Origin of the sequence: Aggregatibacter kilianii, assembly GCF_003130255.1 — a bacterium.
Classification (GTDB): domain Bacteria; phylum Pseudomonadota; class Gammaproteobacteria; order Enterobacterales; family Pasteurellaceae; genus Aggregatibacter; species Aggregatibacter kilianii.
In genome coordinates this window covers 126,410-138,282 of record NZ_NRCN01000002.1, presented here as the reverse complement: position 1 = coordinate 138,282, position 11,873 = coordinate 126,410, and the positions used below count along the sequence as shown (strand labels likewise).

The 11,873-nt window shown below is 43.1% G+C and carries 11 protein-coding genes and 3 tRNA genes; 8 read left to right on the top strand and 6 right to left on the bottom strand.

Going from position 1 to position 11,873, the window contains the following annotated elements:
- Positions 1 to 66: 66 nt before the first annotated feature.
- Positions 67 to 1,269: a mannose-6-phosphate isomerase, class I gene (gene manA / locus DK428_RS10395; protein ID WP_109063833.1), complete on the bottom strand. Its 1,203-nt coding sequence runs from the start codon at positions 1,267 to 1,269 to the stop codon at positions 67 to 69.
- Between the two features lie 202 nt (positions 1,270 to 1,471).
- On the opposite strand from manA, the gene DK428_RS10390 reads away from it, so the two are divergent.
- Positions 1,472 to 1,810, top strand: a complete 339-nt coding sequence (locus DK428_RS10390) for a YegP family protein (protein ID WP_109063832.1) — start codon at positions 1,472 to 1,474, stop codon at positions 1,808 to 1,810.
- 93 nt (positions 1,811 to 1,903) lie between these two features.
- Here the strand turns inward: DK428_RS10390 and DK428_RS10385 are convergent, their stop codons facing one another.
- Positions 1,904 to 2,599: a methyltransferase domain-containing protein gene (locus DK428_RS10385; RefSeq protein WP_109063925.1), complete on the bottom strand. Its 696-nt coding sequence runs from the start codon at positions 2,597 to 2,599 to the stop codon at positions 1,904 to 1,906.
- 20 nt (positions 2,600 to 2,619) lie between these two features.
- Between DK428_RS10385 and gloB the strand changes: the two genes are divergently transcribed.
- The 6 genes from gloB to DK428_RS10355 all read left to right on the top strand — a co-directional run bounded on the left by gloB (position 2,620) and on the right by DK428_RS10355 (position 6,734).
- Positions 2,620 to 3,321 carry a hydroxyacylglutathione hydrolase gene (gene gloB, locus DK428_RS10380; protein WP_109063831.1) on the top strand — a complete coding sequence of 234 codons (702 nt, stop codon included), beginning with the start codon at positions 2,620 to 2,622 and terminating at the stop codon, positions 3,319 to 3,321.
- Positions 3,322 to 3,636: 315 nt separating this feature from the next.
- The gene (gene hemA, locus DK428_RS10375) at positions 3,637 to 4,941 is read left to right on the top strand and encodes a glutamyl-tRNA reductase (protein WP_109063830.1); all 1,305 of its coding nucleotides are present in this window, start codon (positions 3,637 to 3,639) and stop codon (positions 4,939 to 4,941) included.
- A gap of 62 nt (positions 4,942 to 5,003) precedes the next feature.
- On the top strand, positions 5,004 to 6,227 hold the full coding sequence (locus tag DK428_RS10370) for an ROK family transcriptional regulator (RefSeq protein ID WP_109063829.1): 1,224 nt from the start codon (positions 5,004 to 5,006) through the stop codon (positions 6,225 to 6,227).
- Positions 6,228 to 6,465: 238 nt separating this feature from the next.
- Positions 6,466 to 6,542: transfer RNA gene (locus DK428_RS10365), tRNA-Met, on the top strand.
- A 4-nt stretch (positions 6,543 to 6,546) separates the two neighbouring features.
- Positions 6,547 to 6,631: transfer RNA gene (locus tag DK428_RS10360), tRNA-Leu, on the top strand.
- Positions 6,632 to 6,659: 28 nt separating this feature from the next.
- A tRNA-Gln gene (locus tag DK428_RS10355) sits at positions 6,660 to 6,734 on the top strand.
- A gap of 100 nt (positions 6,735 to 6,834) precedes the next feature.
- On the opposite strand, the gene adk is transcribed toward DK428_RS10355, so the two are convergent.
- The 4 genes from adk to galE form a co-directional block, all read right to left on the bottom strand.
- Positions 6,835 to 7,479 (bottom strand): adenylate kinase, encoded by a 645-nt coding sequence (gene adk / locus DK428_RS10350; protein WP_109063828.1) that lies wholly within the window; start codon positions 7,477 to 7,479, stop codon positions 6,835 to 6,837.
- Positions 7,480 to 7,631: 152 nt separating this feature from the next.
- Positions 7,632 to 8,906, bottom strand: a complete 1,275-nt coding sequence (locus tag DK428_RS10345; protein WP_109063827.1) for an MFS transporter — start codon at positions 8,904 to 8,906, stop codon at positions 7,632 to 7,634.
- A 3-nt stretch (positions 8,907 to 8,909) separates the two neighbouring features.
- The gene (gene hypA, locus DK428_RS10340) at positions 8,910 to 9,251 is read right to left on the bottom strand and encodes a hydrogenase maturation nickel metallochaperone HypA (protein WP_005700194.1); all 342 of its coding nucleotides are present in this window, start codon (positions 9,249 to 9,251) and stop codon (positions 8,910 to 8,912) included.
- 5 nt (positions 9,252 to 9,256) lie between these two features.
- A complete protein-coding gene (gene galE, locus DK428_RS10335) occupies positions 9,257 to 10,273 on the bottom strand; it encodes a UDP-glucose 4-epimerase GalE (RefSeq protein ID WP_109063826.1) in 1,017 nt (338 codons plus the stop codon).
- A gap of 237 nt (positions 10,274 to 10,510) precedes the next feature.
- Here galE and DK428_RS10330 point away from each other — a divergent pair, with 237 nt between their 5' ends.
- A complete protein-coding gene (locus DK428_RS10330) occupies positions 10,511 to 11,842 on the top strand; it encodes an NCS2 family permease (RefSeq protein WP_109063825.1) in 1,332 nt (443 codons plus the stop codon).
- The last annotated feature ends 31 nt before the right edge of the window (positions 11,843 to 11,873 follow it).

Sequence of the window (11,873 nt, the reverse complement as noted above, 5' to 3'; positions counted from 1 at the left end):
AATAACCAATAAAAATATGAATTTTTCCCCTCTTCCGTAAATGGGCGAGGGGAAGATAAACTGAATTTAAAGCGGCAGCCCGGCGAGCACGGCATAACCTTCTTGCATGCCATGCACGCGATAGTCTGTATCAGCTTCAATAAACGCCGCTTGTCCTTGTTTCAAAGTGAATTTTTGTTGTGTGGCTTCCAATGTGATTTCGCCCGCCATCACTAAGAGAATCGTGCCGTTTAAAGTGCGGTCGGAAATCTCGGTGTTTTTTGCGTAAGGCATATTGCTCAAGGCAAAATCGGCAATGGGCGTCGGGTAGGTGTAAACCTGATTTTTAGGTGCCGGCGCGATAATCTGAGGGACAATTTCACTGTAATCGATGATTTTTAGCAATTGTTCGATATCAACGTGTTTTGGCGTTAGACCGCCACGAATGACATTGTCGGAACAGGCCATTAGTTCAAGATTTTGTCCGCGTAAATAAGCGTGTGGCACGCCGGCCGCTTGGAAAATACCTTCGCCAACCTGCAAATTCACAATATTGAACAAGTAAAAACTCATTAACCCCGCATCTAACTTGTCTCGGGAAATCTTCATGGCGTGCAATGTGTAAAGCACCCAGTAGTCAGGATCCTGCATGGCAAGTTGATTTTGCTCGTAAGCCTCCTGTTGGTCATCAATAATCGGCAAGAGCCATTGTGCTAATTGCTCTTGTGTTGCCAACATAATGTCAGCATAAAAATCCGCTAAATTCTGCGAGGCCAATTTTGTTGCCAGATCCGCAAGTGACGGGCGTTGGCGTAGGGTGTCGAGAATTTTGGCTTTGGTTTTAAAAGCATGTAAAAGCCAAAAATCGGACAAAGCAATCATCATTTCCGGCTTATGGTTATCGTCCTTATAGGTGCGCTTCGGATCATTTAACGGGATGCCGGCGGCATTTTCTTGCGCAAAGCCGATTTCAGCTTGTTCTTTGGTTGGGTGCAACTGAATGGAAAGGGGATTGGCAACATCTAAAATTTTCAGCAAATAAGGCAAATTATCACCAAACAATTGACGGCTTTGTGTACCAAGTGCGGTGGGATTTTTGTGTAAAAAATCAAGTAATGATATTTCACCGTTGGTGATAAGTAATTGTGACGGGGCTGAGGTGTGTGCGCCTAACCAATATTCAGCGTATGGTTCTTGAGCATTTGTGACATTTAGCAAGTTCGCAATATAATGTTTTCCACCCCAAACATAAGGTTGAATACAGCCTTTCAGTTGATAAATACCGGCCATGTTAATTTCCTCCGTCAGTGTTTTGTCGCGTTATATTGGGCGCGCATTTTAGCACATTTTCACTCTTGACTGTTGCTATAAACGTTCTTTTTTTATACATTTAACGATGTCTAAAATTCCTATTTTGCAAGGTATTTTTCTCCTTTGTCGAATTAAATTTTAGACGGTTAACACCATTGAATTAACCCTAGGAGGAATAAAAATGGCACAAGGACATTATGAATTAAAAATAGCAAAAGACGGTCAATTTATGTTCAACTTGATCGCCACTAACGGGCAAGTCATTTTAACCAGCGAGCTTTATAAAACCAAAGCTTCTGCGCAAAATGGTATTGCTTCTGTGCAGAAAAACGGTGTAGATGAGAAAAACTTTGAGTTTCGCACTACCAAAAGCGATCAACCGTATTTCGTATTGAAAGCGGCCAACCACCAAGAAATCGGTCGTAGCCAATATTATTCCTCACAGGCGGCGGCACAAAAAGGTATGGAATCCGTGATGAATAACGCGTCTAGCGAAGATATTCGGGATCTTACCGCATAACATACAGTAATAAATTGAGACTATCGGCACTTCGGTGCCGATTTTTTTTATCTAAAACAGAGTGTTAATTAGAAAACAGGTTTTCTTATTCTTCTAAAGATCTTCCGCTTGTTTCAACGCTTCTGCCGGTTGTAAAAACGCTGGGATTTTTGACCGCACTTTTTGCGGATTAAGCGTTAATGGGTAGGTGCGTTTTTGCGCCACGATAACCGTTAACGGGGCAAACCAACCGGTGGTTTGATGGGATAGCGCCAAATTCCGCTGTTCCAAAATATCAAAGTTTAATAATTCCAACCAATCAATGATCCGCCAAATACAATAATGACGTGAAGGGAAGTCTCCCGTTTTTGATTTAAAAAATAGGCCGTTAAGCGGATTAAACAGACTGAGAAACAAATAGCCGTCATCGGTGAGAACGCGGTGGGTTTCGCGCAAAACTTGATGGGGATCTTGGACAAAATTCAGCGTGTTAGTCAGCACACAAGCATCCAACTGCTGTTGAATAAAGGGGAGTTCGGTGAGCTTGGCTTGCACAATAGAATGATGATCGTCTAAAAGTGCGGTCAAATTTTCCGTTATTTTTTCACTGAGGCTAATTTGGTGGCGCAAGGGCAAATCACATTGAATTTCTGCGCTAAGCCCGCCAATTTTCAGAATCTGATAACCACAAATTTTTGTAAACCAAGGGGCAAAATAAGCGTTTAATGCGTTACAATAAGCGCGCCCATTTGGCAGTTGTTGCCAACCGGTGGGCATCGCCAGTGACTTTTCATATTTAGCACGCCACATCATGGTAACTCCGAGGTCCTATGTTAATTCCGATTCCTGCGTTAAACGATAATTATATTTGGCTTTATGCACGGGAAAATTTACCGTTGCTCATTGTTGATTTGCCCGAAACCGACAAGCTATTTCACTTGTTGGAAGAACAACATTTTTCCGTTGAAGCATTGTTGCTCACGCACAACCATGCGGATCACACGGACGGTGTTGCGGCGTTTAAACAACGTTTCCCGCAAGTACCGATTTATGGTCCGGCAGAGTGTACTGCTTGTGGGCTGACGCAGGTGATTAATGAAGGCGACCTTATCACCGAACATTACCAAATTCAAGTGCTACCCAGCGGGGGGCATACGGCGCAGCATGTGAGTCATTGGGTGGATGGGCATTTGTTTTGCGGTGATGCCTTATTTTCCGCCGGTTGCGGACGGGTGTTTACCGGTGATTACGCGCAAATGTTCGCCACCATGCAGCGTTTCGCGGCGTTGCCTGAGGACACCATTGTTTGCCCGGGGCATGAATATACGTTAAGCAATTTAGCGTTTGTGCAAAACGTTTGGGCAAACAAAAGTGCGGTGGAAAATCATCGCGTTTTGGTGGCGCAGTTACGTGCTGAAAATAAACCAAGCCTACCGACCACGATAGGCTTGGAAAAACAAATTAATCCATTTTTAACGGCAACCAACTTGGCGCAATTTACCCAATTACGCCAGGCAAAAGATAAGTTTTAGCGAATTGAGGGTAAATAAAAATTTAGGGCGGATAAGAGGCAAATACCAACCTCAAAATGCCTTAATAGATTAGTGAATTTTTTATAACCAATCACCGTGTTAATCGGCTTTTCTGTTTTGACCGTGCCCACTTATTTGATGGTACGCAATAAAATTGCAGATTAATGGCTTTTTTCTTACATCAATTTGCCCAAAAGTTGGCAATTCAGCTAGAATATGCCCGTTTAAATTTCTATCTTTTATTTTTCTGTGGGACAAATTTCGCCGCATTTGTATTTTAAAGAGAAAGTGCGGTGATTTTTTCATGTATTTTTTATGACGATTTTAGTTCTGGGTATCAATCACAAAACCGCTTCTGTCGCGTTACGGGAAAAAGTTGCGTTTTCTGACGAAAAGCGCGCTTTTGCCTTGCGTAATATTCAGCAAACCGAATTGGCGGAAAGTGCGGTTATTTTGTCCACTTGCAATAGAACAGAAGTCTATTTACACAATAAACGTGTTTCACCGCAAGAAGCACAAAGTTGGATTACACAGGCAGTGCAATGGTTTTCGACGATCCATCAGTTGGATTTAGCTGAGCTTAATCGTTGTATTTATATTCATGAAAATCTGCCGGCGGTAAATCATTTGATGGAAGTAGCTTGTGGCTTGGATTCGCTAATTTTAGGCGAACCGCAAATTTTAGGGCAGGTGAAACAAGCCTATCAAATGAGTGAAGAGTATTATCAAGACGAACATCAGTCCATTTCCGGCGAACTCTCCCGTTTATTCCAAAAAACCTTTGCGACGGCGAAGCGGGTACGCACTGAGACCAATATCGGCGAAAGTGCAGTGTCCGTTGCTTATGCTGCGTGTAGCTTGGCGCGTCAGATTTTTGAGTCTTTACGCGAGCTAACGATTTTGTTAGTGGGCGCAGGTGAGACGATTGAATTGGTTAGCCGCCATTTGTTGCGCCATGGTGTAAAAAACATTGTTATTGCTAACCGCACTTTAGCCCGTGCGGAGACCTTATTGGACAAATTAGAGCGGCCGCAAAATGTTCAGGCGATTGGTCTGGAACGGTTGCAAGAAGGATTGAATCAAGCGGATATCGTGATTAGTTCAACGGGTAGTCCAACCGTGCTCATTACGCAAACAATGGTGGAAATGGCACAACAACAGCGGGATTATAAACCGATGTTGTTGGTGGATATTGCGGTGCCCCGTGATATTGAAGAAAGTGCGGCGGAATTAGACAGCGTTTATCATTACACTGTGGATGATTTGCAAAATATTATCCAACATAACTTAAGTCGGCGGGAACAGGCTTCCGAGCAAGCAAAAGAGATTATTCGGCAGGAATGTCAGGATTTCTTTGAGTGGTTAAAATTGCATCAATTTTCTAATTTGATTCGCAAATACCGTGAAAATGCCGATCAAACCCGACAAGTTTTATTGGAAAGAGCCTTGAACGCAATACAACAGGGTGAAGATGCCGAACTGGTGGTGCAAGAATTAAGCTATAAACTAATGAATAAGTTAATTCATTCGCCGACGCAAGCCATGCAGACGATGGTAAAAAACGGCAATGCTACCGGTTTACAAATGTTTTCCAAAGCTCTTGGCATGGAGCAGGAATAGCTATTTCCTATTTATGAAATCCGCTTTAAAATAGTTCAATTCATATTTTGTGGGAGAATAAAATGCGAGAAAATCATCAAATCGCAAATGTTGATTTAGTGAAACAGATGAATAGTGCGGTGGTCTATAAACTTATCGATCAACAAGGACCTATTTCTCGTATTCAAATTTCAGAAACCAGTCAACTTGCACCGGCAAGTGTGACTAAAATTACCCGTCATTTGCTGGCACGTGGTTTGATTAAAGAAGTGGAACAACAAGAGTCCACCGGCGGTCGTCGCGCAACCTCTATCGTAGCTGAATATAAAGCTTTCCGTGCCGTTTTAATCAGCTTAGGACGTGAACACTTAACTTTAGCGATTATGGATTTATCCACCAAGCTACTCAAAAAAGAGGTGTTTGATTTACCTGTCCATCAGTCTCCGAAAGAATTTGAAGCGTTTTTATTCCAACATTTAGAAGCGTTCATTCAAGCTAATCAAAAACGGAGTAGCGAATTCATTGCTATCGGGATTACTGTGCCGGGATTTGTGGACATGAAAAGTAATATGATTGAACAAGTACCGCATTTTGAGCTCAATGAGCCTTGGGATTTGGCCAATCATATTACGGCACGTTTTAACTTACCAACATTTATTGGCCATGATGTGCGCAGTTTAGCCCTTGCCGAGCATTATTTTGGCGTGACAAAAGATTGTTATGATTCTTTGTTGTTGCGTATTCACCGAGGCGTTGGTGCGGGAATTGTGATTAACCATGAAGTTTTTTTGGGCTATAAGAATAATGTGGGTGAAATCGGACATATTCAGGTAGATCCATTAGGCAAGCGTTGTATGTGCGGTAATGTGGGCTGTTTGGAAACGGTTGTCAGTAATTCTGCAATTGAAAATAAAATGTCGGAGTTATTGGAAGATGGCTATCAAAGCAAATGGCTTTCTTTAGAGGCTCATGATATTGAAGCGATTTGTAAAGCCAGCAATAAACAAGACGCGGTGGCAACGGAGTTAATTGAACATGTTGGCGTGCAAATCGGGCGTGTGTTGGCGATGAGCGTAAATATGTTTAATCCGGAAAAAATTGTGATTTCCGGTGAAATTACCCGAGCGAAAAACGTGTTATTTGCTGCGATTCGTCGCACTTTAGAAAGTCACGCATTACCTGCATTTGTGCAAAATACGCCGTTAGAAGCATCCGAATTAGACAATGAAGATGTCATCGGTGCCTTTGCTTTGGTTAAGCGTGCATTGTATGACGGCAGTTTGTTGCGTCGTTTGATTGAGGAATAAAAACACTCAGGCTGTAAAGTGCGGTCAAAAAACAATGTTTTTTGAATATTGGCTTTATCAACAGATCCAAAGGAATGAGTAGGTTTCTATGCGAGCTTGTGAATAAAATTAATACGATTTGTTTAATCTCTATTCGAATGTTCCGAAAATATTTATTTTAATAAAAAAATGGTTGACGAGTAGGGTCGATATCCGCATAATACGCTCCGCAAAGTCAATGAGATGATTGCAAATAAATGGCTATGTAGCTCAGTTGGTTAGAGCACAACACTCATAATGTTGGGGTCACAGGTTCGAATCCCGTCATAGCCACCATATTGCGGGACTGGCGAAATTGGTAGACGCACCGGATTTAGGTTCCGGCGCCGCGAGGTGTGTGGGTTCAAGTCCCTCGTCCCGCACCATTCATTTCATTGATATCAATATAGTAGTTGGGGTATCGCCAAGCGGTAAGGCACCGGGTTTTGATCTCGGCATTCCTAGGTTCGAATCCTAGTACCCCAGCCATATTCCCTATTAATAAAATTAAATTTTTTTGTTTTTCCTTGTTTTTTTAATGACAAAAAAGCCATTCCTTTGGGAATGGCCTTTTTTTATTTCTTGTTGATTAAGCTAAAATTTTATCTAATTCTTTGCTGACATCTTCTACTTTTTGGGTGCCGTCTAAGCGGAAATATTGGGTGTTGCTCGCTTTGGCTTCTGCTTGGTAGTAATCCACTAATGGTTTGGTGGTGCTGTGATAGACTTTCAAGCGATCTAACACAGTTTCCGGTTTGTCATCGGCACGGATGATTAAATCTTCACCGGTGACATCATCTTTACCTTCCACTTTCGGTGGGTTGTAAATAACATGGTAAGAACGGCCGGATGGTTGGTGTACACGACGACCGCTCATGCGTTCTACAATTACTTCATCAGGCACATCAAATTCCAACACATAATCAATAGCAATGCCGGCAGATTTCAATGCGTCCGCTTGCGGAATGGTGCGAGGGAAACCGTCAAGCAAGAAGCCTTTGGCGCAGTCAGGTTGTGCTACGCGTTCTTTCACAAGAGAAATGATTAAATCATCCGGTACGAGCTGACCTGCATCCATTAAGGTTTTGGCTTGTTTGCCTAATTCGGTACCGGCTTTAATGGCGGAACGTAACATATCGCCGGTAGAAATTTGCGGGATGGCAAATTTATTCATGATGAATTGTGCTTGTGTGCCTTTTCCTGCACCCGGCGCGCCTAATAGAATAATTTTCATATTGTCCTCTTTTTTAAATGAAAAAACAGTTTCAAAAATGACCGCACTTTTTGTTGAATGGTAAGAAAGTGCGGTGAGTTTTGAAGATGTTTTATAAATCGCCGTGTATGGTTGCCTAATTCCCCTGAAAAGTCAACCTTCTAGCCGGAGAGTTATTCTTTCTCATTCCACGGAGCTACCCAGAATAAACAAAGCATTCCGGGTACAGCAAGTAATAAACAGATCCAGAAGAAATTATAGTAACCCACCGCTTTGACCAAATAGCCCGACAACATACCGAATCCCTTGCTTGGTAACGCGGAAAGACTGGTGAACAGCGCCAATTGGGTAGCGGTGTAAAGCGGATTGGTTTCCCGTGCCATGAACGCGACGAAAGCGGCAGTTCCCAAGCCCACACCGATGTATTCGGCGGCAATCACGAAGCCGAGTTTCCACAGTTCGACCGCGGTAATTTGTGCAAAATGTCCGAATCCTGCCAACCAAACAAATCCGCCGATGGTGATTAATTGTACGAAACCAAAGACCCACAGCGCACGGTTAATGCCGAGTTTTATCATGATTACGCCACCTACGAGTCCGGCGGAAATGCTGGCCCAGAGTGACGTACTTTTTACTACGATGGCGATGTCATCTTTGCTAAAGCCCATATCATAGATAAATTTGGTTTGTAGCGTGGTAGCGAAAGAATCACCAAATTTATATAAAAATAGGAAAAGCAAAAAGCCCAAGGCTTGTGCCACACCTTTGCGCTGAAAGAACTCCTGAAGCGGGATCCAAAAGGCAAGATAGAATGGTTTGTCGCGATCTTGAACAGCAATTTTCGGTTCTTTGGCGAGAAATAAGGTCATAAACAAACCGAATAGCATACAAAGTGCGGTCAATAAAAAAACCCTTTCCCAAGGGAGGCGGGTGGCGAGATAAAGAGACAGCCCACCGGGGATTAAGCCCGCGACACGATAAGCATTAATGTGGATGGTGTTGCCCAAGCCAAGTTCTTTATCCGTTAAAATTTCACGTCGATAGGCATCAAGTACAATATCTTGGGTTGCTGAGAAGAAAGCAATGAGAAAAGCGATATTCGCCACAATAGTTAATTGTGAACTTGGATCGAATTGGCTAATGGCATAGAGCAAAATCAGTAAAATGATTTGTGAAATAAGCAACCAGCTCCGCCGCCGCCCTAGAAAGTTTGGAAAATAGCGATCCAATAAGGGGGCCCATAAAAATTTTAAACCGTAGGGGAGGGTGACCCCCGTCACTACGCCGATCAGTTCAACGGAAAGCCCTTTATCCGTCAGCCATACCGGCAACATTTGCAATAAAACAAATAGAGGGAGACCTGAGCTAAAGCCGGTAAAAACACAAATCAGCATGTTACGGCTGAAAATTTGGCTTGCAAGGGTTGGGTTAGAGGCTGGAGTTGTCATAGGTTATTCAACGGCAATTTCTTTGATTCGTAGTTCATCGCCACTTTGGCGTTGCAAATGTACACCGCCGCAATTTGGGCAAGTACTGTTATTGGCTTGAATTTCAACGAATTGTTTGCAATTCCAACACCAAGCCTTAGCCGGGATAGGAATTAAATGCAGTTTGCAATTTTCGGCAGGAGTGCCTTTAGCGGTCATTTCAAAACTAAATTCCAAGGCGCTCGGTTCAATGCAAGAAAGTGCGCCGACCTCAAGCCAGAGGTCGGTCACTTTGTTGACATTATGCTGTTTGCATTGTTGCTCAACAATTTCGATGATGTTTTGGCACAAAGAGAGCTCGTGCATGGCGATTAATCTCTATAACCTTTCGGGTTATTTTTTTGCCAATTCCATGTATCTTTCATCATTTCTGTTAATCCTCGTTCCGCTTTCCAGCCTAATTCTTTCGCCGCTAAACTCGGATCGGAATAACAAGTGGCAATGTCGCCCGGACGACGATCAACCAATTTATACGGAATTTGAATATCGTTCGCCTGTTCAAAGGCGTTTACCATATCCAACACGGAATAACCCACACCGGTGCCTAAGTTATAAATGTGCAAACCGGCATCGTCTTGATGGCGATCCAGCGCTTTTAAGTGACCGATAGCCAAATCCACAACGTGAATATAATCGCGCACACCTGTGCCGTCATGGGTGTCATAATCGCTACCAAAGATGGAAAGTTGTGGTAACTTGCCGATTGCCACTTGGCTGATGTAAGGTAAGAGATTATTCGGAATACCATTTGGATCCTCGCCGATTAAGCCGCTTGCATGCGCGCCCACGGGATTGAAATAGCGTAAAATGGTCATGCTGAATTTTGGCTCCGCTTTGGCAATGTCACGCAGGATTTGTTCTACCATAAACTTAGATGTGCCATACGGGTTGGTAGTGCCGCCTACTTTGCAGCTTTCTGTAATTGGAATAATTTCAGGATCGCCATAAACGGTGGCGGAAGAGCTGAATACAAAATTCCACACGCCGGCTTTTTTCATTTCTTGTACCAAGACGAGGGAGCCGGTGACGTTGTTTAAATAATATTCGGCAGGTTTTTGCACACTTTCTCCAACTGCTTTTAAGCCGGCGAAATGAATGACGGAATGAATGGTATTTTCGGCAAAGATTTTTTGTAACAATGCACGATCCAATACATCCCCTTCATAAAATTTCACAGTCTTTCCGGTAATTTCTTTAACCCGCTCTAACGATTTCGGTGAGGAGTTGCAAAGGTTGTCTAAAACTACCACTTCTTTGCCCGCATTTAATAATTCAACGACTGTGTGTGAACCGATATAGCCGGCACCGCCTGTTACTAAAATAGTCATTCTATTTCCTTTTAAATAATGAAGATTAAATTGCCCGTCAGTATAGCACCGATTGATTTTAATCAGAAAAAAATTATCCCTATCCAAGGCATACAAGTCTTTTGGACTACACTGGTTTGCGAACGTTTCGAAATAACGTAAATTTTATGCAAAATATTTGCGCAAACGTTTACTTCTCGCCTGCTTTCGGTAAAATACGGCCTCCTTAATCTTCCCTTCATTTTAAAGGTAATTTTCATGTCATCTTCACAATCCAGTGCGTTAGAACAACGTTTTGAGTTGACTAAACGCGACTCCACCGTGCGCAAAGAAATTGTTGCCGGTTTAACCACTTTTCTTGCCATGGTGTATTCCGTTATTGTCGTGCCGAATATGTTAAGTGCGGCGGGATTTCCGGCGGAATCCGTCTTTATCGCCACCTGTTTGGTTGCGGGCCTTGGCTCCATTTTAATCGGCTTTTGGGCAAATGCGCCGATGGCAATTGGTTGTGCCATTTCCCTTACTGCGTTTACTGCTTTTAGTTTGGTTATTGGGCAAAAAGTGAGTATTCCGGTGGCGTTAGGTGCGGTCTTTTTAATGGGTGTTTTTTTCACTCTGATTTCCGCGACGGGGATTCGTGCTTGGATTTTGCGTAATTTACCGATAGGTATTGCACATGGTGCGGGCATCGGTATTGGTTTGTTCTTGCTTTTAATCGCCGCCAATGGCGTAGGCTTAGTGGTTGGCAATCAAAATGGTTTGCCGGTGAAATTAGGTAACTTCACCGCATTTCCTGTCATGATGTCATTAATTGGTTTAGCGTTGATTATTGGGTTGGAAAAAAGAAAAGTTAAAGGTGGTATTTTATGGGTAATTATTGCCATTACCATTATTGGTTTAATTTTTGATCCGAATGTGACTTTTGACGGTAAAATTTTTAAAATGCCATCGTTTGGTGATGAATCCTTATTCTTAAAATTAGATGTGCTTGGCGCGTTACAACCGGCAATTTTACCTGTCGTATTCGCCCTCGTGATGACTGCTGTTTTTGACGCTACCGGCACCATTCGTGCGGTGGCAGGCCAGGCAGGTTTGTTAGATAAAAGCGGTCAAATTATCAATGGCGGAAAAGCCTTGACCTCCGATTCCATAAGCAGCTTATTTTCCGGTATTTTCGGCACGGCGCCCGCCGCAGTTTATATTGAATCTGCCGCGGGCACTGCCGCAGGCGGCAAAACTGGCATTACCGCTATCGTGGTCGGCGTATTGTTCCTGTTAATGTTGTTCTTCCAACCGTTAGCCTTTTTAGTCCCAAATTACGCTACCGCACCGGCGTTGATGTATGTGGGGTTACTCATGTTAAGTAACGTGAGCAAGTTAAACTTTGATGATATTGTCGGCGCTATCAGCGGTTTAATTTGCGCGGTGTTCATCGTATTAACCGCCAATATTGTCACCGGTATTATGTTAGGTTTTGCAACGTTAGTTATCGGTCGAATTGTGAGTGGCGATGCAAAACGCTTAAATGTCGGCACAGTGGTGATTGCCGTTGTTTTAGTGGCATTCTACGCTTGTGGTTGGGCGATTTAAGTCATTTGATAAAGACAACAAAGGCGCATGA

Bases quoted from the DNA above. Each gene is read 5' to 3' on its own strand.
- galE (WP_109063826.1), bottom strand. From the start codon at position 10,273: ATGACTATTTTAGTAACAGGCGGTGCCGGCTATATCGGTTCACACACA.
- DK428_RS10385 (WP_109063925.1), bottom strand. From the start codon at position 2,599: ATGTGGCGTGCTAAATATGAAAAGTCACTGGCGATGCCCACCGGTTGG.
- DK428_RS10390 (WP_109063832.1), top strand. From the start codon at position 1,472: ATGGCACAAGGACATTATGAATTAAAAATAGCAAAAGACGGTCAATTT.
- manA (WP_109063833.1), bottom strand. From the start codon at position 1,269: ATGGCCGGTATTTATCAACTGAAAGGCTGTATTCAACCTTATGTTTGG.
- DK428_RS10330 (WP_109063825.1), top strand. From the start codon at position 10,511: ATGTCATCTTCACAATCCAGTGCGTTAGAACAACGTTTTGAGTTGACT.
- hemA (WP_109063830.1), top strand. From the start codon at position 3,637: ATGACGATTTTAGTTCTGGGTATCAATCACAAAACCGCTTCTGTCGCG.
- hypA (WP_005700194.1), bottom strand. From the start codon at position 9,251: ATGCACGAGCTCTCTTTGTGCCAAAACATCATCGAAATTGTTGAGCAA.
- gloB (WP_109063831.1), top strand. From the start codon at position 2,620: ATGTTAATTCCGATTCCTGCGTTAAACGATAATTATATTTGGCTTTAT.
- DK428_RS10370 (WP_109063829.1), top strand. From the start codon at position 5,004: ATGCGAGAAAATCATCAAATCGCAAATGTTGATTTAGTGAAACAGATG.
- adk (WP_109063828.1), bottom strand. From the start codon at position 7,479: ATGAAAATTATTCTATTAGGCGCGCCGGGTGCAGGAAAAGGCACACAA.
- DK428_RS10345 (WP_109063827.1), bottom strand. From the start codon at position 8,906: ATGACAACTCCAGCCTCTAACCCAACCCTTGCAAGCCAAATTTTCAGC.